The organism is Shewanella indica (genome assembly GCF_002836975.1).
Classification (GTDB): Bacteria; Pseudomonadota; Gammaproteobacteria; order Enterobacterales; family Shewanellaceae; genus Shewanella; species Shewanella indica.
The window spans coordinates 118,940-141,821 of sequence record NZ_NIJK01000054.1 but is presented as its reverse complement, the minus strand read 5'-3'; the positions used below and the strand labels follow the sequence as shown (position 1 = coordinate 141,821).

Genomic DNA, 22,882 nt, shown 5'->3' with positions numbered 1-22,882 from the left:
CCGGGCAGGCGTTTGCGTGCTGTCGGGATCCCGCCAGGTTTTACAGGTGTGACGGTCTGGGGGCGCTGGTATCATCGCCGGCCAAACGCCGCACTTCGGGTGCCTGGCCTTCAGCGACCGCTTGTTTATAGTTTTGATGCATACGCACCGCCAAGGCCAAATCAGGCCTGATGATCAAACCATCCTCCGCCAAATCTATACCGCTGGCTTCACACCAGCTGAGTAGTTGACGTTTACGGCCCGCCAGTACCAAACTGACGCCGCGGCGCTTCAACAGGTGCGCCAAATCGGCAATCATGGCCATCACACTGATATCCAGATGACTGAAACAGGCCACAGCATCGACTATCACACAGTCCACCGGCTCGGGCTGCTCTTTTAACCTGAGCAGCAGCTGGCGTTTGAAATAACCGGCGTTGAAATAGGTCAAGGGTGAGTTGAAACGGTAAATCATGATCCCCGGGATCGCCGTGGCCTTGTCACTGCGGTCGATACTGCGCAGCACCCCCTTGCGATCGACACCGAGCAGTTGCTCCGAGGGTTTCATCACTACCCGGATAAATTGGAATAAGCCCAGCAGCACCGCCAGGGTGATCCCCGGGATCACCCCGATAAAGAGCACGGCCAACAGGGTGATCAGCGCCAGGGTAAAGGCGCCATTGTCACGCTTTCTCAGCTTCCAGATCCCCTTGATATCAATCAAAGAGAGTGATGCGATAACCAGCACCACCCCGAGCGCCGCCGAAGGGATATATTGCAGCGGCGCAGTCAGGAACAGGGCCACCAGGGCTATCAGCAGCGCCGCTATCACAGAAACCAGCTGCGATTTGCCACCATTGGCATCATTGACCGCGGTGCGCGAATCGGCGCCGCTGATAGCAAACCCCTGGGACAAACCCGAGGCGATATTGGCAAATCCAAGCGCGCGAAACTCCTTATCGGGATCTATGTCGTAGCCATTTTTGGCGGCAAAGCTGCGCGCCGTCAGCATCATCGAGACAAAGCTCACCATGGCAAGGTTCAGCGCCGGCATCACCAATTCACGACTCAGCCCCAAGTCAAATACCGGTGCCTGAAACTCCGGCAAACCGCCTTCAATAGTGCCGACCACCGCCAGTTGATACTGCTGCAAATCTAGCAGCCATACCAATAATCCGGCCACAGCTATCGCTACCATAGAAGCAGGCAATTGCGGCCGCAGACGCTTGACCAGCAGGAACACCAGCAAGGTGACCAGACTCATGCCCAATGTTGGCCAGTGAGTGCGCGACAGATACTCGGCGCCGCCAGCCAGGCGCTCCAGCAAATAGCGGGAGTCAAAGCTAAAGCCAAAAATCTTCGAAAACTGGCCAACGATAATGGTTATCGCCACCCCGTTGAGCAGTCCCATCAAAATCGGCCGTGAGAGAAACTCGGCAAGCACCCCGAGCCGAAAGCGACTGGCCAGCAGGCACCAGGCGCCCGTCATCAGGGTCATGGTCATCACCAACTGCCAGTGCACCTTGGCATCGCCGGCGGCCAGTGGCGTCACCACAGCGGCTATCACGGCGCAGGTTGCGGCATCCGGCCCCACTATCAGTTGCCTCGATGTACCAAACAAAGCATAAATCATCATAGGTAAAATACAGGAGTATAGCCCGGCAACGGCGCTGACCCCGGTAAGCTGGGCATAGGCGATAGCTACAGGCAAGGCCACCGCGGTTACCGACAAGGCGGCGCGCAGATCATCCCGCAACCATTCTTTTTGGTAATGCAGTAATCCTGCCAGCCCTGGAAGTAATTGAGTCAGCGACTCCCTGGTGTTCCATTGTGGAAAATTAACTCGCATATTCAGCACTCAACTCCGTCAATTTAAGCGCATTCTGTCCTGAGTGGATAATGTAGTGAGCTTATGCCAGGAAGTCATCCAGGGCGAAATAAAATATTCTCACTATTCACTTTTCCATCTTCCTTTGTCAGTAATGTAAAGAAACGACTCTGGGGGATTGGCTAAGGAAGGCGCAAACAAGTCCCATGTGTGCTCTGCGTCGGCTTACGGGCCTGGATGCAAGGCGTGGTTCGCAGCAAATGGCCTAGTCCTTTGCAAGAAGCACAACACAGCAGGCAGACCTGTAAGCCACGCCCTTCGGGGCTTTCACAGCAACCGGCTTTCTGCGTTATCCGACTTCGACAGGCCCCGGCATGCCTTCAGTCAGATGCCTTGAACGCCAATTGCTGTGCAAGCCACTCTCTACAAAAGAGAGTGCCACGAGGACTTATTTGCACCTTCCCTTATTGGGCGCCACGACTTAACATAAACCCCCAGCCCCTTTTCGTGGCACGAGTCACATTCCTGACCAAGCATCCAATGCTTTTTGGCCAATATAATGAGGTTAAATTGGATACCCAACCCCAGATAACCAGGCGCACGCCCCAAGGGCTGCATCTGGCCTTGCTTATTCCCATGCTGTCGGCCATCGTGGCGATAACGCCTTTGGCCATCGACATGTATCTGCCGGCCATGGCTACCATAGCCGAGAGTTTCCATTCCGATATCACGACAGTACAGCAGTCTCTGAGCCTGTATCTGGCCGGGTATTCTCTGGGTATGCTTACCTTTGGGCCTTTGGCCGATCGCTTCGGCCGTCGTCCTTTGGTGATCATTGGCCTATCGGGATTTATGTTGGTCAGCCTGGGATTGGCGCTGTCGCAAACGATAGAAATGTTTTTAAGCCTCAGATTTTTCCAGGCGTTTATCGGCGCCGCCGCTACCGTGGTAATCCCCGGCTATATCAAGGAGGTCTATGGTGACAATACGGCCAAGGGCATGTCCTATGTCAGCCTAATAATGATGTTGGCGCCGCTGCTGGCACCGTCCATCGGCAGCTTAATTTTGGAGCTGGGTGAATGGCATTTGATTTTCTTTATCCTAGCCTGCTATGCCCTGCTGCTGCTCATACTGGTATTGCTGAAACTGCGTTTGCCATCGGATATGCAAGGCGCCGAGCGCAGCCGCAAGTCATTCTTTGGCGCCTATGCCACCGTCTTTACCCGGCCCGGGGTCAAGCTGCATATTGGCAGCGGCGTGCTGACTTCATTCGCCTTTTTCTGCTACCTGACAGCCTCGCCGTTTGTCTATATGTCGGTATTTAACTTGGATAAGTCTCTGTTTGCCATACTATTCAGTACCAACGTAGGCGCCTTGATGCTGGCCAATATTATCAACTCACGCATTGTTGGTCGCTATGGTTCAAGACGCATGCTAGTTGCCGCCACTATGCTCGGCAGTATTGCCGCTGCCGGGCTGTTACTGGTGAACCTGCTCGACTTGAGTTACCACTTTACCGTGACCATGCTGATCCCCCTAATGGGATGCCTGGGAGTAATGTCGGTTAACGCCGACGCCATAGTACTGATGAAGTTTCAGCAGGAAACCGGCACAGCCACCGCGGTTATCGGCACCCTGAGGTTTGGTTTTGGTGCTCTGGCAGGGCCGCTGCTGGCGCTGTTTTACACCGGGACTGCCGTGCCCTTTGCCGCGCTGATGCTGGCCTCTGTGCTACTGGTGGGGCTGTGCCAGTTCGCTGTCAGTCGCCGCCCTGCGCCCGAATGTCGCAGTACCGGCTCCTAAAATAAAGCTGGCGGTAAATCACGCTCAAGCGTTTGAAACCGCTTGAGCGAAAAACGCCGTTTGTCGATTTTCCGCCCCCCCAAGAACCACAATTTTTCAAAGATTGGGGTCATACACATAGAATCGGCAGCGCTTTAGACTAAAGTCTAAAAACATCCTCAATTAATAATAAAACATAATTAATTCAATACATAACAAATTATACCTTCGCAATAACCTACCGCAATCAAGGCCGCTTTTCGGCGGCAAAAATGAAATTTATTCATGCTCATAAAAAAGCCGCTTCCAGGGGCTTGAAAACTTCTCTCTTTCCAATATGATGAAATTCTGTCCATTGGTGACAGAGACCCCTTCCCTACAGGGAGGTGAGCCCCCAGGGCCGGGTCGACAGCTGGCCGGAACTACCCTTCCGGCTTGGATTAGAGCGATAACCGTCGCTGTAAAAGTTACTGTTTACCGTAACGGTATCTTATCAAGGAGTACCAAATGGAGATGCTTTCAGGCGCCAGCATGATAGTGCGTTCGTTAATTGACGAAGGCGTAAAACATATATTCGGCTACCCGGGTGGCTCAGTTCTCGACATCTATGATGCCCTGCATCAAAAATCCGATATAGAACATATTCTTGTCCGCCATGAACAGGCGGCCGTGCACATGGCCGATGGTTACGCCAGAGCCACGGGCCAGGTCGGCGTGGTGTTGGTGACATCCGGCCCGGGAGCGACCAATGCCATTACCGGCATCGCCACCGCCTATATGGATTCAGTCCCTCTGGTGGTGCTTTCGGGCCAGGTGCCCAGTAACCTGATCGGCAATGACGCCTTTCAGGAGTGCGACATGATAGGGATCTCCCGCCCTGTGGTGAAACACAGCTTTTTGGTGACAGACCCCACCGAAATTCCCACCATTATCAAGAAAGCCTTCTATATCGCGGCCAGCGGCCGCCCCGGCCCTGTGGTAGTGGATCTCCCCAAAGACAGCCTCAACCCGGCGATACTGCACGAGTATCAATACCCGGAAGAGATTAAGATGCGCTCCTACAACCCGACGCTTTCGGGTCACAAAGGCCAGATCCGCCGGGGTTTGCAGGCCTTGATGGCCGCCAAAAAACCTGTGTTGTATGTGGGCGGCGGCGCCATTATCTCCGGCTGCCACCGGCAGCTGTTGACTCTGGCCGAACGACTGAAACTGCCTGTGGTCAATACGCTTATGGGGCTGGGCGCCTTTCCCGGATCTCATCACAACAACCTGGGCATGCTGGGGATGCACGGCCTGTATGAAGCCAATATGGCCATGCACCATTCAGATTTAATCTTCGGTATTGGGGTGAGGTTCGATGACAGAACCACCAATAATGTCGCCAAATATTGCCCGGATGCCACCATACTGCACATAGATATCGACCCTTCATCCATCTCCAAGACCATCAAGGTGGATATTCCGATTGTGGGCTCGGCCGATAAGGTGCTGAACGAGATGCTGCAATTACTGGATGAAGACAAGGTAACGCCTCAGGATGACGAGGCGCTGCAACACTGGTGGCAGCAAATTGCCTCCTGGCGCAGCCGCAACTGCCTCGACTATCAGCGCAATGCCGAACGGATCAAGCCCCAACAAGTGATAGAAACCCTCTATCGCCTGACAAACGGTGATGCCTATGTGGCCTCGGATGTTGGCCAGCACCAGATGTTTGCCGCCCTCTATTATCCTTTCGACAAGCCGCGGCGCTGGATCAACTCAGGCGGCCTGGGCACCATGGGATTCGGCTTGCCGGCCGCCATGGGGGTCAAGATGGCGATGCCGGATGAAACCGTCGTGTGCGTCACCGGCGACGGCTCGATTCAGATGAATATTCAAGAGCTTTCCACCGCACTGCAATATGATGTGCCGGTGAAAATCATCAATCTCAACAACCGTTTCCTCGGGATGGTGAAACAGTGGCAGGACATGATCTACTCCGGCCGCCACTCCCATTCCTATATGGACTCAGTGCCTGATTTTGCCAAAATAGCCGAAGCCTACGGCCACGTTGGGATCAATATCGACCATGTGGATGAGCTGGAGAGCAAACTGGCACAAGCCCTGACCATGAAAGACAGGCTGGTGTTTGTGGATATCAGTGTCGATGAAACCGAACACGTCTACCCGATGCAAATTCGTGGTGGCGCTATGAATGAAATGTGGCTGAGCAAGACGGAGAAAAGCTGATGAGACGTCGAATCATATCTGTATTGATGGAAAACCAGCCCGGCGCCCTGTCAAGAGTTGTCGGTCTCTTCTCCCAACGTGGCTACAACATTGAAACCCTCACTGTGGCTCCCACCGATGATCCGACACTTTCCCGGCTCACAGTCGCAGTCGAGGCCGATGAGAGCATTCTGGAGCAGATAGAGAAGCAGCTGCACAAGCTTATCGATGTGCTCAAAGTATCCAACATCACAGAGTCCACCCATGTGGAACGGGAGCTTGCCTTGGTCAAGGTCAAGGCCAGCGGCGCATTGCGGGCAGAGGTAAAACGCACCGCCGATATCTTCCGCGGCCAAATTGTCGATGTAACCGCCAATCTCTACACAGTACAGATGGCGGGCACCAGCGATAAACTGGACGCCTTTATTGCCGCGCTGACCGAGGTCACCAAGGTAGTGGAAGTGTCCCGCTCCGGCGTGGTAGGCCTTGCCAGGGGTGAAAAAGCGATGCGAGCTTGAATCCGGGACTGAAGACCCTGCTGATACCGTTCACTTTACCGTGAGCGGTATTTTCAAACCGAACCAATACGGAATCTGAGTAGCATTAAGGTGAAACCGGCCATACAGGTACCATCTTACTGCCGTGCTCGGCGACTATCGCCATGATCCCCAGCTGCAACTCCTCGGCGACTTCCTGATAAACAGGTAAACTGGTGGTGCCGACATAGGCCAGTACATTCAACTCGAGTCCGGCGTTGCCGAAGCCCTTGAAGGTGACCCGCATCGGTGACTCATCCACCTTCTCATGCTGCTTTAGCAACGCTTTGATATCATTGATTATCGCCTGCAACTGTTTGGCATCAGTGCTGTAATCGAGACGGATATCTGTCTTAAAACGGATTTTCTCCCGCTCTGAAATATTCTCTATCTCCATTTCGGCCAACTTGGCGTTGGGCATATGAATGACAGAGCGATCCAGAGTTCTGATGCGGGTACAGCGTAGGCCTATCTCCTCCACTGTGCCGCGAACGCCGCCGAAATTGCCAATATTGCCAACCTTGATAGGCGCCGCCGAATAGAGAGTGATGGTGCCAATAAGGTTTTCTATCGACTGCTTCGAGGCCAAGGCGATTGCCAGCCCGCCAATGCCCATCCCGGCCAGTATAGTGCCGGCATTAAACCCCAGGTGCTCGAGCCATAACAAGGTCGCCAGGCTGAGCAGGGTCACCCGCAGAAAATTTCCAAGAGGTCGCAACAAGGAGGCTGCCTGTTTGTTGCCCTTGGCTATCCAGCGCTCCCTAAGACTGCTCTGTGCCAGCCCCACCAGCGCCCATATCAACCAAACCGTGGCCAGAATAAAGAAAAAGCCTGTGTTGACTATCTCCTGCATCGCAGCGCTCAAGGTACTGTTGGCAAGCATGGCCCTATCGAGTGCCACAGCGGCAAAGAACCTGAGTGGGCCGCGAATAAAGGCGCCCAATTCAACCTTAAGCGGGTGTGATGAACGTGAAAGCGGCCATTGCAACAACCAGGTCACAGGTACCACGAATAAGAATGCCAGCGCCAGATAGGCCAGCATCATGGCCCATTCCCAAAGATTCAGGGTAAACAGGCGTCCTTCAGGAATGTGCTCGATAAACCACTCCACCACGGGGCCATAGCCCAAGGCCTGGTATAGTTTTGGAAGCTTGGCAACCGTGGCATTGGAAACCTTCCACAGACTGCCGTATTCAGAGCTCGGCACCCGCTGCAATAGGAGCTGGTAGGCCTTGTTTTCGGCTTCCAAACGGGCAAACCCCTCCCGGTAAGCAGGCAGCTTGTCGTCGGTTTTGCCCTCCGGGGTATCATCCAGCTCCTGAGGGTTAAGCCAGAGATTACGCTCGATAATCGCCAGCAACTGCCTGGCATAGAGCGGCCCCTGCTCCGCTGTCATACCGGCGGGAAGAAAACGCAGATCCAGATACTCGGCCGCGGTTTGATAATTCCCTTCTCTGGCATACTGCATAAAGCCCTGCAAGGCACCTCTGGGGGTATCCCTGAGCAAGGGGTCGCGATACTCATAAGCCGCTGCAGCACTTTGCTCGCTTGACGTTTCCGGCTCAGGTTCGACCGCCGGGCACAACCCTGGCCAGAGCAACAGAATAAATAACCCTATGCCAATCAACACTCTATTCATTAACGCGCTCCTTGCCACTATAAGGTAAGGTACCAATCCATCCGCTGTAAGCACTTCAAGCTGTGTTCAAGCCAAAGTGCGCCAGGGAGCCATTGGCACCTTTAGCAAAAAAAGAGTAGCAGAAACATGTAGTTCCGGATATATAGACGCAATATTTATACTGCTTGACTTATCGCCAACTGTCGATATAATGGCCGCCGATATTAAGGTACCCTCAGCTCGTCCCATCTCGCTCCAGGCCGCTTAAGTAAATCCGTTCAGTTAACAATTCCTCAGTTTAATTGAAATGTCACACAGCTGTGGTGAACTCTGTGCTGCGGCGATGGTCTGATGTTCTACTGACACCCGGAGTGTCTTTATGCGCTTTAGTCTATCGGGGGCTTGATAAAGGCTGACAAACTGGGTACATTCAATAGTCAACCAACGCATCTTTCGCAATAAATGCTAAGGATTTTCTATAGTTAAGATTGTATACGCCAATATCGGCGCTAACAGAAAATAAGGAGTGTGGCCCATGTCATACAAAGTAAACGGACATGAAATCGCAGTAAGTTTTCCTGTAGATTCAATTTCCATCAACAAAAACTCAATCGCCTTTACCGACAGCAAAGGCAAGAAGAAGCAAACCTTCTCAAAGCGCACGGAAACCCTCAAGTTTATGAAGTGGTTACTGAGCGCCAATAAGTAAGACTGTCGAAATACCCACTCGATACCCCTATCCTCTCACTGTATCGAGCGCTCAGGCAGATTGGACTGTTATCCAGCAGCAATCGGGTAGAACATCACATTTGGTCAAGGCCTTTTCCCGTGATCCCGGGAAGCAGCCTGACCAAATGGCGATAAACAGTAAATCAAGCGCCAGATCATTATCCAACCCTTCCACTTGAATTAAGCTGATGCTTAATAAACTCATCTGTCGGTGTTGTCTTGAATCAATCCATCACAGCCGCTAAAAGCAGCGCGACTAAACCCGGATCCATTAAACCGAATACCACGGAAGCGATGCGTTCATTGCTGGGCGAGATCCGGCGTTGTATTCCACTAAATTTGCCGGAAGCCAGCCTATGCGGTGGGAAATGCCTGGGTTGCTCCAAGAAAATGTTGGAGATGTTGGACACTGAGGTATGCTTTTGGGAGTACCGTCTCGATGACGAGGTGCCTGGGCTTGCCGATCTCAAATCCTTACAACGTTTGGCAGAGCGTACTCATAAGATCCTCAAGCGCAACCAGCTGATCTGAAGTCAAGGTTCCCACTCAACCGAATTTACGCCTGTATCTGGGAAGCATGGACTCATTACCAAGGAGCCCCCCCTGATGCAGATACAGTACCTGGCAGTCGCCCTCACATCGCAAGAAGTCGAGCAACACTTGCCAGCCGAGCGGATCGTACAAAAGCTCAAAGCGGATACCGCTTTGCTCCAGCTCTTGCCAAAGTTGGTAAAACTCGGGGTAACACTTACCAAAATGATACTTACGCTCGGGTGTAACAATAGTTGGATGCAATGCCTCATCGGGCGATAACTCAAGCAACTGGGTCTTGAGGTAACTGTCTCCGCCGACCACGGCGCAGGTCAGCACTTCAATATCAGCCTGTTGCTCACAAAAATACTTCTGTAGAAACAGTGCCGTTGTACCAGTCCCCGATGGCAGAAACAGCTTGAGGTTATGGGCAGCCTGTTGCTGCTGCCACTGTAAAATCTCGGCGCCCAACTGAGCTACGCCGTATTCGGCATAACTACAGCGGCCCCCTTCGGGAACGAACAGGCTGTGCTCGCACTCAGGTACAATATGCTGCCTGACAAAGTTCTCCAGAGTCATCCCGGTCATCAACTCGGCCTTGGGCGTATTCTTTACGGCAATCACCCGTGCGCCCAATTCCAACGCGGCGCGATAGTTACCCAGGGGGCGCTGCTGCAACCAGTCCGGCAGGTGATCCACATAAAAGTCCAGCTGCCAACCTTTGAGTTTGGCCAGCGCCGCCATAGAGTAGAGTGAGTTGGCCTGGGCCGAGCCATAACCTATCAGGCGCTTGATACCGGGAAAGTCATGGTCGAGGAAATAACGGAACTTGCGCGCCTTATTACCACTGAAACTGGGATGAAGTAGATCATCGCGCTTGATAAACAGCTGATGTCCCCGAAACTCAAAGGCTTGAACCGGGGTTTTATCCAGTTTGAAATCGGCTAAAGACATGGCAGTGGCGATATATTTCAAGGCTAAGGTGTGCAAGGGATAGCTATTGTATGTGTTTGCCGCCAAGGAGGACAAGGTTCAGGCCACAAATCCTCACAGGCACCAGTAGGCTTTATGCCGACTAAGTGATGGCTTGGAGGCTAATCCATTGCGGCTCCCCTCTGTGATGATTATCGCCACTTATTGGTATAAATCACCAATCCCCGCCATCCACCCAGGCTCAGAAATAGAAATATCCAATATTATTCAACAGGTTATAATTATGGCACGCTTCTGGCTATTAATCGAAATATCCCCAAGCTTTACAGCAAAACTGTGTGGCTGAACCGCCATTTAAAGGAGCACTCAATGGCTATTTTGCGTCTTATTTTTAATATTGCCTGGTTTATTCTTGGCGGCTTTGTCATGGGACTGGCCTGGTGGTTTGTCGGCTTGCTCTGTTTTATCAGTATCATAGGTATCCCATTCGGCCGCGCCTGTTTTGTCATAGGTGAACTGGCATTCTGGCCCTTCGGTCAGGAACATATCAGCCGCGACAGGCTCTCTGGCCGCGAAGATTTGGGCACCGGCGCCCTGGGTATGGTCGGCAACATTATCTGGTTCCTGCTGTTCGGAATTTGGCTGGCGATAGGCCACCTGACCCACGCCCTGGCCTGCTTTGTCACCATCATAGGCATACCTTTTGGCATTCAGCACCTAAAGCTGGCCTTGCTTTCTTTAACGCCCATAGGCAAGACAGTGGTCGCCTCCCATTAACCACAAAGCCCAGGTCGGATATCTGACTCGATTTTGACCTGGGCTCAAACTTTCCCCAAGCAAGTCTAAGGCGTTTGTCGACTCAAACGCTGCACCAACTCCAGCAATAACTCAGGCCTATCCAACGCCACATCATGACCGCAGCGGCAAAAAGGAATCGGCTTTTGTCGATATTTGGCCGCCAGGCGAACGCTGCACTTGGGCGAAACCAGGCGATCATCACAGCCATAAACAATGACTGCCGGCACCCGCAAGTTAGCCGGGGAGCGAAAGCGGGCCGAGGCAACAATTTGTCGCAGGCCATTGGCGAGTGTGGTTTTGGCCTCAAGCGCCAGTTGGCTCCAGTGACGGCACAGAGACTTATCTTTGGCATGGGCAAGACTGGTAAGCGCAAGAATCGTCGCCTCGCGCCATTGAATGCCCTCACCTTTGACTCTGGAGCACAAGGCTCGCAGCAGGGCTTGCAGCCGAAATCTCTGATACCAAGGCGAAAGATCGGCGGCGCTGCTGTTGAGCAATAAAAGCCCCTCAATCTGAAATTCCTTTTGGCGGCCATCTTCAGCGTCATTTTTCCCGGCTATTTCCATGGCCACCATGGCGCCCATGGAAATAGCCAATATTCGGCATTTAGCCACCTTGCGCCGCAGCAGTTCATCTGCAACAAAGTCTGCATAATCCTGAATATCCCAGGGGCTGATATCCGCCACCCTATCGCCATTTCCAGGCAGATCGATGAGCTCCACCCGAAACCCCGCCGCCAGCAGATTATCGGCAAAGGCTTGCCAATGACGTTTATCGCGCATCAGGCCACGGATCAGCACCCAGGTTTGCTGCTCAGTCATGACTTGGTTTCTCCGCCGCTTGTGGATACCAAAAGTTTCGTGCCTGATAGTCCAGGTGATGTCGATGAAGTTCAGGCAGTTGTTCCAGTACCTGAGCATACCCCACATCGAGCAAGAACTGCATCAGGGTAAAGTGACGCCGTAAAATACGCTGCAGCCTGTGCTGCTTTTGAGGGTTGAAATAACCGGAGAAGCGCAGCAATTGCCTGGGATTCTTTTTAACCCAGGCCCAGGAGCCCATTTCCAGCGTTAAAGGAAGGAAAGGCACTTGGGGGTTACAACTGACCAAATAATCCCAAATATCGCCGTGGGTGCGATAGAAGCGGCTTTGAGGCGCAATATGATAATGACAATGATGGGGGTAGCTCATTTCGAACAACTGCTTTAGATGATACACCTCCCCCAAGCGGGCAAAAGGCGTGTCCTTACAGGTAAAGGGAAACCAGATATGATCCACCAGGCCAAAACCTGAGTGAGCATCGAGCACAATCAAGCTGCTGCCGCGGGCCATAAGATCATTACTGTAGTCAATAATCGCCCGGGTCTCGGCTTCCAGCTGATTGCTGCGGCCCCGATACCAGGGAAGATGGCGGGAAAGCCGTTGACCGCCGACCATAAAAGTCACTGAGCCGCGGGCATCTATGGGAGCATTGCGCATCAAATCGACCCCATTGCCATTGGCGCGAGTTCCCCGGATAAGGCCGATGGGATTCAACACAGGTACAAACGCCAGCCGTATCTGAGTTAACATCAACTGCAGATGTTTATCCCAACTGCAGCGGGTCAACAGGCTGCCAAGAAGCGCCAGTATCACCTGGCTGCCGATGCGCTCTATCCCGTGAACGCCGCCGACGAACAGCACTGTGGGCACCCTGGCGTTTGGGTTCCCCAGCTCCAGCGCCCGCACATCGTGCGTCTTCCCGGCAAAGCCGACTTGGGCCAAAGACCTGGCATTCAAGTGTTGCTGGTATTTATGCTCCAGCTCGGCAAGCAGTTCAAGCTCATAGGCACTTTCTGTCACAGACACGTCCATCTGGGATAAAGAGCTCAATTTAGCCGCTTTGGATGACAACTCAATGATACTTTAAGTGTTGCTCCAATATGCTCTTGGCATCGATACGGGCCAGCCCCTGATCGAAAATATCCCGCCAGCGTTGTCCCTCTGCAGAATTTCGAAAAGCCACCAGCAAGCCCTTGCTGGCCAGCAGTTGCCGATTCAGTTTAAGTTTGCCTTCCATATCTTCCATCCCCTTTTGCCGCAGCAGGTAACGATAGACATTGGCATCGATCACCACGGCATCAATTCTGGCGGCCGCCAATTTGCGAAGGTTTTGTTCATCGGAATTGGCCAGCTCGAAGGGTTGTCGGCCTGAGTCCATGGCCCGATCCAAACTTTCGGTATTAACATAATCCTTGACCACCCCGAGATTGTAACGCTGCAAGTCCTGCAACTGTTGCCAGCTCACTGGCCGCTGGGATTGCTCCACCAAGGCCAATTGACTAAAGCCTAATGGCTTGGAAAAGATAAACTTATCGCTTTGGTGATAATACTCTGGAAAGTAACCAAGATAGGGAGATCCGGGCATGCCTGCCAACTTCACTGCCCGGCTCCAGGGGTAGAAATTGACTTTGAGGTCATGGCCCATGGCGGCCAGTGCCGCCTTGACCACGGCAACACAAGCTCCCTGTTGTTGCAGCATCTGACCTGTGTAGGGGGGCCAATTAAGCGAGCTCAATTGCAGGGTTTCGGCGCGCACAGAAAAGCAGCCACTATAAAGTAGCAACAACAAGAGGACGTGCAGCGCAAAACGGCCGAAAAAGGTAATAGCTGTTTTTGCCATAATGCCACTCCATTTGCCAAGGCCAACCCCATAAGCATTCAGGAAGTTAACAGAGTATAGCTTGTCGACGCCTGGCAGCTACCAGTCTCAATCAGCGCCGGACACAAAAAAACACAGCTTACCGCACACTTTAAATCAAAGTGTGACGAGAGATGAAAATGTGAAAAAGTTCGATTTGGGTAAGATAGCTAAAATTGGAGGCTAAAACCGCGGTAATCATCACAAAAAACCTATCTAAATCAACGATAGAGCCAATCGATATTAACAGCTGTCAAAGCTCTCCTTCTATCACTATGATGGGCAAATAACCACACACAAAGTAAGCCTATTAGAGGTGATAGCAATGAGATATCAAGCACTGGTCATGGCTGTAACGGCAGCCCTCGGGATGACTGCGGCTCAGGCGGCTGAGCCTATCGAAATTATCAAGCCGGTGAAAATCACCGAGCCGGAAAAAGTCGAACTCGGAAAAATGCTTTACTTCGAACCCAGATTATCAAAGTCCGGGTTTATCTCCTGTAATTCATGTCACAATCTTTCCATGGGAGGGGTAGATGCCCTGCCAACCTCTATCGGTCATGCCTGGCAAGAAGGTCCTATCAACTCGCCTACCGTATTGAACGCCGATTATATGCTGGCACAGTTCTGGGATGGCCGCGCCAAAGATCTCAAGGAACAGGCCGCAGGTCCAATAGCCAACCCCAAGGAGATGGGATTTACTCATGAACTGGCGTCCGAAACCGTTGCCTCCATGCCGGCTTACCGCGCCCGCTTCAAGCAGGTTTACGGCTCTGAAGAGGTCAACATCGACAGGATCACAGATGCAATTGCCGCCTTTGAAAAGACACTGGTGACCCCCAATAGCCCCTTTGACAAGTATCTGGAAGGCGACAAAAATGCCATCAGCGCCGAAGCCCAAGCGGGTTATCAGCTGTTCAAGGACAAGGGCTGTGTCGCTTGCCATAATGGTCCGGCGGTCGGTGGCACCATGTATATGAAGATGGGACTTATCAAACCTTTCCACACGGATAACCCTGCCGAAGGCCGCAAGGCGGTAACGGGTAAGGAAGCCGACAAGATGGTGTTCAAGGTGCCGACACTGCGTAATATTGAACTCACCTACCCCTACTTCCATGACGGCAGTGTTTGGGAGCTGGAGGAAGCGGTCAACACCATGTCGGATATCCAGTTGGGTCAGAAGCTGACCGAGAAAGAAACCCAAGAGATGGTGGCCTTCCTCAAGTCGCTGACCGGCGAACAGCCCAAGGTTGAAATGCCCATTCTGCCGCCATCCAACAAAGACACCCCTAGACCGATTCCTTTCGGCAAGTAATTCATGACCATAAAGAAGCGCCGCAATGCGGCGCTTCTCTTTTACTGTTGCGGTTTAAATGACTCAAGCGTTGATATCCCGGTGCAGCTCTTCATACATCAGCTCACGCATGCGGAACTTCTGGATTTTGCCGGTGACCGTCATAGGGTATTGTTCAACAAACTTGATATAACGCGGCACCTTGAAATAAGCCACCTTCTCGGTCAGGAAGTGACGGATTTCATCTTCAGTGACGGTACTGCCGGGACGTATCTTGATCCAGGCGCACACCTCTTCACCGTATTTTTCACTCTGTACCCCGAATACTGCAGCATCTTGAATTTCACTATGGGTGTAGAGTTTCTCTTCAATCTCCCGTGGATAGATGTTCTCACCGCCCCGGATAATCATGTCTTTGATGCGACCGACTATCTGTACATATCCTTCGCTGTCCATCACTCCGAGATCGCCCGAATGCAGCCAGCCTTCTTTATCTATGGTGGCTTGGGTTTTGGCCGGATCGTTCCAGTAACCCTGCATCACACAATAACCTCGGCTACAGACCTCCCCCGGCTGCCCTACAGTTACAATCTCACCGAATTCATCAATGATCTTCACCTCGGTATGGGGCAGTGCCCGGCCAACGGTAGTGACTTGTTTCTCGAATGAAGATTCCACCTCTGTCATGTTATTGATCGGGCTGCATTCCGTTTGGCCGTAAGCGATAACGACTTCTGTCATATGCATCAGCTTATGCACCCGTTTCATCAACTCCTCAGGACAGGTGGCGCCGGCCATCACCCCGGTGCGCAAACTGCTGAGGTCATACTCCTGGAAATTGGCCAGCTCCAATTCGGCGATAAACATGGTTGGTACCCCGTGCAGTCCAGTGCAGCGCTCCTGCTCGACCACCTTGAGGGTAGTCGTAGGGTCAAAGGCATCGGATGGGAATACGGCCGTGGCGCCTTTGGCCAGACACACCAGATTCCCCAGCACCATGCCAAAACAGTGGTACAGGGGCACGGGAATACAAAGCTTATCATCCGGGCCAAAGCCCATGGCATCGGCCACCAGCATGCCGTTGTTGAGAATATTATGGTGGGTCAGCGTGGCGCCTTTGGGGTTACCCGTGGTGCCTGAAGTGAACTGGATGTTGATGGCATCATTGGCCGATAGACGCTCACCTATGCCTTTGAGATCGGCATATTCCGCCTCAGAGCCCATGGCACATACCTCGGGGAAATTCAGCATGCCCGGCGTCTTGTCACTGCCGGTGCGAATAACGCAGCGCAGTTCCGGCAGACGACTGGACGCCAGCTTACCGGGCTCGGCATCACTGAGTTCCGGCGCCAACTCATTCAGCATCGCCAGGTAATCGCTGGACTTGAACTTATCGTGAGTGATCAGAGCCTTACAGCCCACATTGGTAAGTGCATATTCCAGCTCTTCCGGGCGATAAGCCGGGTTGATGCACACCATGATGGCGCCAATTCTGGCGGTGGCAAACTGAGTCAGACACCACTCGATATTATTGGGCGACCAGATCCCGACCCGATCCCCGGGGCCGATACCCAGTGCCAACAGGCCTGTGGCCAACTTATCTATCTCTTCAAGATAGCGCGCATAACTCCAGCGCAGTTGCTGATGATGCATCACCACAGCTGTATTGTCCGGATAGCGGTTGCAGATATCCTGCAAATACTGACCTATGGTCTTGTCTATCAAGGGAGTATTACTGTGCCCCAGATAACGGCTCTGTGACAGAGGTAAATCATTGAGTTGCTTGCTTGTCTTGTTGGCAGACATCTAAGCCTCCGTGCGTTGTTTTATCGTTATAGGAAGAGTCTGTCACCCTGAGCCGGCGGCCCTCCCCTCACAGTGTGAAGCCATATTGGCAACGTCTGAAAAGCATCAAAAGCAGCGGCAATGATCGGCTTTCACTGCGGCCTGGGCGCAGGGTTCATAACGACTCTAACGAATGGCGCATTGGAATAACAAGCAAGGAAACCGGCTTTTAGACTAAAGAATAATGGCTCAAAAACCATCAGGGCCCCCAAAGGAGCCCTGAATAAAAAGCCTGCCGATGACGGGATCATGGCCGCAAAATGCACGGTAACAGCGACCGAATATCCTCAGGCCGCCTTTTGCAATTGCTGCATTCTTTCCAGTAAGGCCAACATGACCCCCTGACGGCGCATGTTCTGCAGGACACCCGGGCTGAAACGCTCTAAGCGCACCATGGCACTGAGCAGCAAGCGGCATTCATACAAGGAAGCATCGGCGATATATTCAGGCCTGTCGACCATATGGCTGTTTTGATACCAATCATCCCAACTGAACTCGTTGAGCAACATGCCTTGGCGCTTCATTTCGGCAACAAATTTATGGACTGTCGCGGGGTCGTAATCCTGTTCCCCGCGGGCAAAATCATGGCGATAGGTTTGATAATCAGCAGTTGAAGCTGTCAGGCTGAGTGTGGCCATAGGCGACTCCTAATCTTTTACATCGATTATCACAATAATGCATAATCTACCAATCTAATGAAGTCAGTCTGCCCTTGCCTTGCTGAATAAGTGCTTAACAGGCTGGTAAGCTTTTCTGGTAAAAACACTCAAGGAGTGCCAGCATGAAGTACTGGTTGATGAAATCCGAACCCGATGAATTCAGCATCGACGATCTACAGCGGGTCAAGGTGGAACCCTGGTGCGGGATCCGCAATTATCAGGCTCGCAACTTTATTCGCGATGAACTGCAAATCGGCGACGCCATTTTGTTCTATCATTCCAGTTGCAAAACGCCGGGCGTGGTGGGCACAGCCAGAGTCGTCGGAGAGGCCAAAGCCGATACCACGGCCTGGGATCCGGAATCACCCTACTTTGATCCCAAGTCGAGCCCAGAGTCACCGCGCTGGTTTCAGCTGGATATCGGCTTTGAACGGCAGTTTGCCAGAACAGTCAGCCTGAAAGAGATCAAGGCAGACTCGCAGCTCGAACATATGTATCTGGTACAAAAAGGGGCCAGACTGAGCGTGCAACCGGTCACAGAGCAGGAATGGCAACGTATTCTTCTACTCGCAGGAGAGCAACTATGACAAACAAACTATCCAAAGCCTTGGTAGCAATCAGCCTGGGTGCCCTGCTGGCCAGTCCGGCCGTTTTGGCCAAGCAGGATAAAGACCACAAAGATTTGCCCCCTGGACTGCAAAAGAAAGCCGCCCGGGGTGAACCTTTGCCTCCGGGTTGGCAAAAGCGCTATCACAGGGGCGATATCCTTGATAATGATATCTATGCTCGCGGCCGAGTAGTTGTGCCGCTGGGCAATGATGGCCTGATAACGGTCGACATTGAAGGCACACTGTTCAAGCTGCACGACAAGACCCGCAGGATCATTGAGATCCTGGAACACTGATGCCGTTATCAAAGCCCTGAGTTCAAAAGCAAAAAGCCATGGTGGAAACCATGGCTTTTTTGTTTGTCAGCAAATGGGGTCAGCGCTTGACTGTCTTTCTTGACTGCCTTTCTTCGCTGCTATCTTTACCTTAATCTTTACTGCTACCTTTGCCGGTCATTTCGCCAATAGCGCTTCTCAGCGCCCATCCAGCATACGGCCAATTCCGCCAAGCACTGAGCCCTCGCCCCGGTCACTGCCACCGGCGGAAGGCGCATGGGCAATGATCCTGTCGGCCATACGGGAAAACGGCAAGCTCTGCAGCCACACTGTGCCATGGCCTGAAAGTGTCGCCAGAAATAAACCTTCACCCCCAAACACCATGGACTTGAGAGAGCCGGCTCTCTCTATGTCGTAATCGATGCCATTGGTAAAGCCCACCAGACAGCCGGTATCCACTCTCAGGGTTTCGCCCTTGAGCTCTTTACGGATCAAGGTGCCACCTGCGTGAATAAAGGCCATGCCATCACCCTTGAGACTCTGCAAAATAAAGCCTTCACCGCCGAAGAAACCGGTTCCCAGGCGCTTATTGAATCTCATGGTCACCTGGGTCCCCATAGCCGCAGCCAGGAAACTGTCTTTCTGCAAAATGAGTTCACCGCCGACCTCATCGAGATCGATTGCCAGAATAGTGCCTGGATAAGGTGCGGCGAACGACACCCGGCGTTTGCCCTGGCCCTGATTGCTGAAATGGGTCATAAACAGGCTTTCACCTGTCAGCATACGTTTACCGGCCCCCATCAACTTGCCAAAAAAGCCCGAATCCGGCTCTGAGCCATCGCCCATGCGCGCTTCAAAACTGATCCCTTCCTCCATGTAAGTCATGGCGCCGGCCTCGGCTATCACGGTTTCGCCGGGATCCAGCTCCACCTCAACCAGCTGCATGCTCTCGCCCTTGATCTCATAATCCACTTCATGGCTGTTCTTGCTCATTGAAACTCCCCCTCAATGGTTTAGGGTCTGAATGACCTGGCACTCAGTCTATGACATAAAATGTCAAAACGGCAAGTGAGGAGGTGGATGTAATTTGAGTAAAAAGTAACAGAATGCTTCAACCCAAACCGCTGGCGTTATCCCCTTGAAAGCGCTCAAACTCCTCCAGAATAAGCTCGGTAAACAGCCTTCCTGCGCGGCCAAGGGGGCGTTCCAGCGTTGACACCAACTGAGGAATAAAACGAAAACGGCTGCCGCCGACAAAGTCCAGCTCACTTAAATCACCATAAGCCAGCTCTTCGGTTATCAGAAAATCCGGCATCCAACCAAAACCCAGCCCCTTGAGCAAGGCGTTCTTTTTCATAATAAAACCGGAAAGATAAAAGACCTTGTCGCCGCCAAACTGCAGCTCATCGCGCTGGCTCTTGACCGGTGATGAGTCTTCGATGGTAAGCTCCACATGTTGCTGCAATTCAGACAGAGTTATGCCGCGGCGCGAAGTCAAGGGGTGGTCTTTACCTGCCACCAACACACTGGTGATGGCAGGCAGGGGCTTGGGGTGGTAACTGGGGCCGCTGCGATAGTCTTTCACCAACATAAGATCAGCGCTGTCGCGCTCAAACCTGTGTTGTACCCCACCGAGAAACTCCATATTAAGCTGGATTTTGGTCGGGATCTTATGCTCTGTCATGCGCTTGAGGGCAGTCATGATAGGCTCCATCGGCAAGGCGCCGTCTATCACCAGCTCCAACCTGGGCTCCCAACCCTCACTGAAACGGCTGGCCAGATGTTCTATGTTGCCAAGATGCGCCAGTAAGCGTTGTCCCTCGGCCAGAATAACCCGCCCTTCGTGAGTCAGCTCGGCCCGGTATTGATTACGGTCCAGCAGATTAACGCCAAGATATTGTTCCAGTTTCTTTATCTGATAGCTCACCGCCGACTGCGCCTTGTGCAGACGCTCTGCCGCCTTGGCAAAACTGCCCTCTTCCACCACCACCTTAAGCACATTGAAGGCGTCGATATCGATACGCAAGGTTTACACTCCCGTAAATCCAACAAGACAATCAAATTTTTAGATTGAGTATGCCGAATAATTATTCTTTTTTTTGTACAAGCACGCAACTAAATTGAAAGATAGATCACAAAAACGGCTCATTTGCGCTGCCAGCGACCAGCAATTCCGACAGACAAGAGCGCAAAGAGAACAAGAATAACAACAGTGGCCGCCGAAGGTTCCCAAAGAAGGTTAACAGCAAGCGCCACCAAGGAAGAGTCAAATGCCATTTTATGTAAAACAGGGGCAGGTTCCCAACAAGCGCCACATCGCATTTGAGAAGCCATCCGGTGAACTCTACCGTGAAGAGCTGTTTTCAACCCATGGCTTTTCCAATATCTATTCCAACAAGTACCACCACAATATGCCTACCAAGGCGTTAACTGTTGAGCCTTTTAAGCTCAGTCATGGAGAAGTGTGGCAGGACTCCCTGGTACAGAACTATAAACTGGACAGCAAACAGGCCGACAGGCAGGGGCACTTCTTCTGTGCCCGCAACAAGATTTTTTTCAATCAGGATCTGGCGATTTATACCGCCAGAGTCACCGAGGATACCGAGCTGTTTTACCGCAATGCCTACGCCGACGAGGTGGTATTTGTCCACGAGGGTGAAGGCGAGCTCTTAAGTGAATACGGCAAGCTCAAGGTGCAAAAGTGGGACTATCTGGTGATCCCCCGCGGCACCACCTATCAGTTGAAATTCAAGGACTACACTAATGTGCGCCTGTTGGTGATCGAGTCCTTCTCCATGGTGGAGATCCCCAAACACTTTCGCAATGACTATGGCCAGTTGCTGGAGTCGGCGCCCTATTGCGAGCGGGATATCCGGGTACCCGAACTGACAGAGGCCAAGGTCGAGCAAGGGGAATTCCCACTGGTCAGCAAGTTTGGCGACAAGTATCAACTGACTCAGCTGGAATGGCATCCTTTTGATCTGGTGGGTTGGGACGGTTTTGTCTACCCCTGGGCCTTCAATATCACAGAGTACGCGCCCAAGGTAGGCAAGATTCACCTGCCCCCCTCGGATCATCTGGTGTTTACCGCCCACAACTTTGTTATCTGCAACTTTGTTCCCAGACCTTACGACTTCCATCCCAAGGCTATCCCGGCACCTTACTACCACAACAATATCGACAGCGACGAGGTGCTCTACTATGTGGATGGCGACTTTATGAGCCGCACCGGCATAGAAGCCGGTTACCTGACACTGCATCAAAAAGGCGTGCCTCATGGGCCGCAGCCCGGGCGCACCGAAGCCTCCATCGGCAAGAAAGACACCTATGAATACGCCGTTATGGTGGACACCTTTGCCCCGCTGCAATTAACCACCCATGTGCAGAGCTGCATGAGTACAGATTACAACCGCTCCTGGCTCGAACGCTGAGCCCGGACCCGAATATCCAGCAAGGCCATCAGAGAATGGCCGCAAGCAACATCATTGAAGAGGACATAGAAATGGCAAGCGAAAAGAATCCACTGGGTTTGCTCGGTATCGAATTCACCGAGTTTGCAACCCCGGACAGTGATTTCATGCACCAGGTCTTTATCGACTTTGGTTTCTCCATGCTGAAAAAAGCCAAGGACAGGGAGATTTTCTACTACAAGCAGAACGACATTAACTTTCTGCTCAACAAGGAGCGTCAAGGCTTCAGCGCCGAATTTGCCAAGCACCATGGCCCGGCCATCTGCTCCATGGGTTGGCGGGTAGAAGATGCCAACTATGCCCTGCAACTGGCGGTATCCCGCGGCGCCCGCCCGGCAGATCAGGCCCACACTGACCTGCCTTACCCGGCAATCTATGGTATAGGCGACAGCCTGATTTACTTCATCGACCGTTTCGACGAGCAGAACAACATCTACAAGACAGACTTTGTCGACCTGCCTGCCCCTGTGATAGTCCCTGAAAAAGGCTTTATGGAAGTAGATCACCTGACCAACAATGTCCACAAGGGTACTATGGAACAATGGTCTGATTTCTATAAGGATATCTTCGGATTCACCGAAGTGCGTTACTTTGATATCAGCGGCGTACAAACCGCCTTGGTCTCCTACGCCCTGCGCTCTCCCGATGGCAGCTTCTGTATCCCCATCAATGAGGGCAAGGGTGACGACAAAAACCAGATTGATGAGTACCTGCGCGAATATAACGGCCCGGGCGTGCAACATCTGGCGTTCCGCACCCGGGATATCGTCGCCTCGCTCGATGCCATGGAAGGAACCTCAATCGAGACCCTGGACATCATCCCTGAATACTACGACACCATCTTCGACAAGGTGCCGCAGGTGACGGAAAACCGCGACAAGATAAAGCATCATCAAATTCTGGTGGACGGGGATGACAGTGGCTATCTGCTGCAGATCTTCACCAAAAACCTGTTCGGCCCGATCTTTATCGAAATTATTCAGCGCAAGAACAACCTCGGCTTTGGCGAGGGTAACTTCAAGGCGTTGTTCGAATCCATCGAGCGCGATCAAATGAAGCGTGGCGTGCTGTAACCGATAGCGAAATCCCCCGTTTGAGACCGATCTGAT

21 protein-coding genes are annotated in these 22,882 nt (G+C 52.5%); 11 read left to right on the top strand and 10 right to left on the bottom strand.

What is annotated here, in order from left to right; genetic code table 11:
• Positions 1–40 precede the first annotated feature (40 nt).
• Positions 41–1,828, bottom strand: coding sequence for a SulP family inorganic anion transporter (locus CX650_RS19565; protein ID WP_101096789.1), 1,788 nt, complete (start codon positions 1,826–1,828; stop codon positions 41–43).
• 549 nt (positions 1,829–2,377) lie between these two features.
• Here CX650_RS19565 and CX650_RS19560 point away from each other — a divergent pair.
• From CX650_RS19560 to ilvN, 3 genes are all read left to right on the top strand, one after another.
• Positions 2,378–3,610: a multidrug effflux MFS transporter gene (locus CX650_RS19560; protein WP_444544689.1), complete on the top strand. Its 1,233-nt coding sequence runs from the start codon at positions 2,378–2,380 to the stop codon at positions 3,608–3,610.
• Positions 3,611–4,096: 486 nt separating this feature from the next.
• The gene (locus tag CX650_RS19555) at positions 4,097–5,818 is read left to right on the top strand and encodes an acetolactate synthase 3 large subunit (protein ID WP_101096787.1); all 1,722 of its coding nucleotides are present in this window, start codon (positions 4,097–4,099) and stop codon (positions 5,816–5,818) included.
• Positions 5,818–6,315 carry an acetolactate synthase small subunit gene (ilvN, locus tag CX650_RS19550; RefSeq protein WP_039033365.1) on the top strand — a complete coding sequence of 166 codons (498 nt, stop codon included), beginning with the start codon at positions 5,818–5,820 and terminating at the stop codon, positions 6,313–6,315. Before CX650_RS19555 ends, ilvN begins: the two co-directional genes overlap by 1 nt.
• 85 nt (positions 6,316–6,400) lie before the next feature.
• On the opposite strand, the gene CX650_RS19545 is transcribed toward ilvN, so the two are convergent.
• Positions 6,401–7,972, bottom strand: coding sequence for a mechanosensitive ion channel family protein (locus CX650_RS19545; RefSeq protein WP_101096786.1), 1,572 nt, complete (start codon positions 7,970–7,972; stop codon positions 6,401–6,403).
• Positions 7,973–8,486: 514 nt separating this feature from the next.
• Here CX650_RS19545 and CX650_RS19540 point away from each other — a divergent pair.
• Both CX650_RS19540 and CX650_RS19535 read left to right on the top strand, forming a co-directional pair.
• Positions 8,487–8,660 (top strand): hypothetical protein, encoded by a 174-nt coding sequence (locus CX650_RS19540; protein ID WP_100145745.1) that lies wholly within the window; start codon positions 8,487–8,489, stop codon positions 8,658–8,660.
• Between the two features lie 314 nt (positions 8,661–8,974).
• Positions 8,975–9,211, top strand: a complete 237-nt coding sequence (locus CX650_RS19535) for a hypothetical protein (protein WP_101096785.1) — start codon at positions 8,975–8,977, stop codon at positions 9,209–9,211.
• A 15-nt stretch (positions 9,212–9,226) separates the two neighbouring features.
• Here the strand turns inward: CX650_RS19535 and CX650_RS19530 are convergent, their stop codons facing one another.
• On the bottom strand, positions 9,227–10,165 hold the full coding sequence (locus tag CX650_RS19530) for a pyridoxal-phosphate dependent enzyme (protein ID WP_101096819.1): 939 nt from the start codon (positions 10,163–10,165) through the stop codon (positions 9,227–9,229).
• A 348-nt stretch (positions 10,166–10,513) separates the two neighbouring features.
• Here CX650_RS19530 and CX650_RS19525 point away from each other — a divergent pair, with 348 nt between their 5' ends.
• Complete coding sequence (locus tag CX650_RS19525) at positions 10,514–10,921, top strand: YccF domain-containing protein (protein ID WP_025011114.1); 408 nt, start codon at positions 10,514–10,516, stop codon at positions 10,919–10,921.
• A 65-nt stretch (positions 10,922–10,986) separates the two neighbouring features.
• On the opposite strand, the gene CX650_RS19520 is transcribed toward CX650_RS19525, so the two are convergent.
• From CX650_RS19520 to CX650_RS19510, 3 genes are read right to left on the bottom strand one after another with little or no spacing between them, the layout of a single operon-like run.
• Positions 10,987–11,763 carry an alpha/beta fold hydrolase gene (locus CX650_RS19520; RefSeq protein ID WP_071475848.1) on the bottom strand — a complete coding sequence of 259 codons (777 nt, stop codon included), beginning with the start codon at positions 11,761–11,763 and terminating at the stop codon, positions 10,987–10,989.
• The gene (locus CX650_RS19515) at positions 11,756–12,784 is read right to left on the bottom strand and encodes a M14 family zinc carboxypeptidase (protein WP_373297512.1); all 1,029 of its coding nucleotides are present in this window, start codon (positions 12,782–12,784) and stop codon (positions 11,756–11,758) included. The genes CX650_RS19520 and CX650_RS19515 overlap by 8 nt, the downstream gene beginning before the upstream one ends.
• A gap of 52 nt (positions 12,785–12,836) precedes the next feature.
• Positions 12,837–13,604: a substrate-binding periplasmic protein gene (locus CX650_RS19510; RefSeq protein ID WP_101096783.1), complete on the bottom strand. Its 768-nt coding sequence runs from the start codon at positions 13,602–13,604 to the stop codon at positions 12,837–12,839.
• 343 nt (positions 13,605–13,947) lie between these two features.
• Between CX650_RS19510 and CX650_RS19505 the strand changes: the two genes are divergently transcribed.
• Complete coding sequence (locus tag CX650_RS19505) at positions 13,948–14,937, top strand: cytochrome-c peroxidase (protein WP_101096782.1); 990 nt, start codon at positions 13,948–13,950, stop codon at positions 14,935–14,937.
• Between the two features lie 63 nt (positions 14,938–15,000).
• On the opposite strand, the gene CX650_RS19500 is transcribed toward CX650_RS19505, so the two are convergent.
• Both CX650_RS19500 and CX650_RS19495 read right to left on the bottom strand, forming a co-directional pair.
• Positions 15,001–16,722, bottom strand: a complete 1,722-nt coding sequence (locus CX650_RS19500) for an AMP-binding protein (protein ID WP_101096781.1) — start codon at positions 16,720–16,722, stop codon at positions 15,001–15,003.
• Between the two features lie 326 nt (positions 16,723–17,048).
• Entirely contained in the window at positions 17,049–17,399 is a 351-nt protein-coding gene (locus tag CX650_RS19495; RefSeq protein ID WP_100145733.1) for a DUF6508 domain-containing protein, read from the bottom strand.
• Positions 17,400–17,542: 143 nt separating this feature from the next.
• Between CX650_RS19495 and CX650_RS19490 the strand changes: the two genes are divergently transcribed.
• Both CX650_RS19490 and CX650_RS19485 read left to right on the top strand, forming a co-directional pair.
• Positions 17,543–18,007 (top strand): EVE domain-containing protein, encoded by a 465-nt coding sequence (locus tag CX650_RS19490; RefSeq protein ID WP_101096780.1) that lies wholly within the window; start codon positions 17,543–17,545, stop codon positions 18,005–18,007.
• The gene (locus CX650_RS19485) at positions 18,004–18,324 is read left to right on the top strand and encodes a hypothetical protein (protein WP_028780804.1); all 321 of its coding nucleotides are present in this window, start codon (positions 18,004–18,006) and stop codon (positions 18,322–18,324) included. Before CX650_RS19490 ends, CX650_RS19485 begins: the two co-directional genes overlap by 4 nt.
• A gap of 177 nt (positions 18,325–18,501) precedes the next feature.
• On the opposite strand, the gene CX650_RS19480 is transcribed toward CX650_RS19485, so the two are convergent.
• Positions 18,502–19,296 (bottom strand): TIGR00266 family protein, encoded by a 795-nt coding sequence (locus CX650_RS19480; RefSeq protein ID WP_039033374.1) that lies wholly within the window; start codon positions 19,294–19,296, stop codon positions 18,502–18,504.
• A gap of 118 nt (positions 19,297–19,414) precedes the next feature.
• A complete protein-coding gene (locus tag CX650_RS19475) occupies positions 19,415–20,329 on the bottom strand; it encodes a LysR family transcriptional regulator (protein ID WP_101096779.1) in 915 nt (304 codons plus the stop codon).
• Positions 20,330–20,573: 244 nt separating this feature from the next.
• Here CX650_RS19475 and CX650_RS19470 point away from each other — a divergent pair, with 244 nt between their 5' ends.
• Together CX650_RS19470 and hppD are read left to right on the top strand one after the other, a co-directional pair.
• Positions 20,574–21,734 carry a homogentisate 1,2-dioxygenase gene (locus tag CX650_RS19470; protein ID WP_039033376.1) on the top strand — a complete coding sequence of 387 codons (1,161 nt, stop codon included), beginning with the start codon at positions 20,574–20,576 and terminating at the stop codon, positions 21,732–21,734.
• Between the two features lie 71 nt (positions 21,735–21,805).
• Entirely contained in the window at positions 21,806–22,846 is a 1,041-nt protein-coding gene (gene hppD / locus CX650_RS19465) for a 4-hydroxyphenylpyruvate dioxygenase (protein ID WP_101096818.1), read from the top strand.
• Positions 22,847–22,882: the final 36 nt, after the last annotated feature.

What these genes read in the sequence shown, in the direction of transcription:
- hppD (WP_101096818.1), top strand. Translation starts at nt 21,806, where the DNA reads ATGGCAAGCGAAAAGAATCCACTGGGTTTGCTCGGTATCGAATTCACC.
- CX650_RS19480 (WP_039033374.1), bottom strand. Translation starts at nt 19,296, where the DNA reads ATGAGCAAGAACAGCCATGAAGTGGATTATGAGATCAAGGGCGAGAGC.
- CX650_RS19470 (WP_039033376.1), top strand. Translation starts at nt 20,574, where the DNA reads ATGCCATTTTATGTAAAACAGGGGCAGGTTCCCAACAAGCGCCACATC.
- CX650_RS19530 (WP_101096819.1), bottom strand. Translation starts at nt 10,165, where the DNA reads ATGTCTTTAGCCGATTTCAAACTGGATAAAACCCCGGTTCAAGCCTTT.
- CX650_RS19490 (WP_101096780.1), top strand. Translation starts at nt 17,543, where the DNA reads ATGAAGTACTGGTTGATGAAATCCGAACCCGATGAATTCAGCATCGAC.
- CX650_RS19540 (WP_100145745.1), top strand. Translation starts at nt 8,487, where the DNA reads ATGTCATACAAAGTAAACGGACATGAAATCGCAGTAAGTTTTCCTGTA.
- CX650_RS19500 (WP_101096781.1), bottom strand. Translation starts at nt 16,722, where the DNA reads ATGTCTGCCAACAAGACAAGCAAGCAACTCAATGATTTACCTCTGTCA.
- CX650_RS19520 (WP_071475848.1), bottom strand. Translation starts at nt 11,763, where the DNA reads ATGACTGAGCAGCAAACCTGGGTGCTGATCCGTGGCCTGATGCGCGAT.
- CX650_RS19555 (WP_101096787.1), top strand. Translation starts at nt 4,097, where the DNA reads ATGGAGATGCTTTCAGGCGCCAGCATGATAGTGCGTTCGTTAATTGAC.
- CX650_RS19505 (WP_101096782.1), top strand. Translation starts at nt 13,948, where the DNA reads ATGAGATATCAAGCACTGGTCATGGCTGTAACGGCAGCCCTCGGGATG.
- CX650_RS19485 (WP_028780804.1), top strand. Translation starts at nt 18,004, where the DNA reads ATGACAAACAAACTATCCAAAGCCTTGGTAGCAATCAGCCTGGGTGCC.
- ilvN (WP_039033365.1), top strand. Translation starts at nt 5,818, where the DNA reads ATGAGACGTCGAATCATATCTGTATTGATGGAAAACCAGCCCGGCGCC.
- CX650_RS19545 (WP_101096786.1), bottom strand. Translation starts at nt 7,972, where the DNA reads ATGAATAGAGTGTTGATTGGCATAGGGTTATTTATTCTGTTGCTCTGG.
- CX650_RS19535 (WP_101096785.1), top strand. Translation starts at nt 8,975, where the DNA reads ATGCGTTCATTGCTGGGCGAGATCCGGCGTTGTATTCCACTAAATTTG.
- CX650_RS19510 (WP_101096783.1), bottom strand. Translation starts at nt 13,604, where the DNA reads ATGGCAAAAACAGCTATTACCTTTTTCGGCCGTTTTGCGCTGCACGTC.
- CX650_RS19495 (WP_100145733.1), bottom strand. Translation starts at nt 17,399, where the DNA reads ATGGCCACACTCAGCCTGACAGCTTCAACTGCTGATTATCAAACCTAT.
- CX650_RS19565 (WP_101096789.1), bottom strand. Translation starts at nt 1,828, where the DNA reads ATGCGAGTTAATTTTCCACAATGGAACACCAGGGAGTCGCTGACTCAA.
- CX650_RS19525 (WP_025011114.1), top strand. Translation starts at nt 10,514, where the DNA reads ATGGCTATTTTGCGTCTTATTTTTAATATTGCCTGGTTTATTCTTGGC.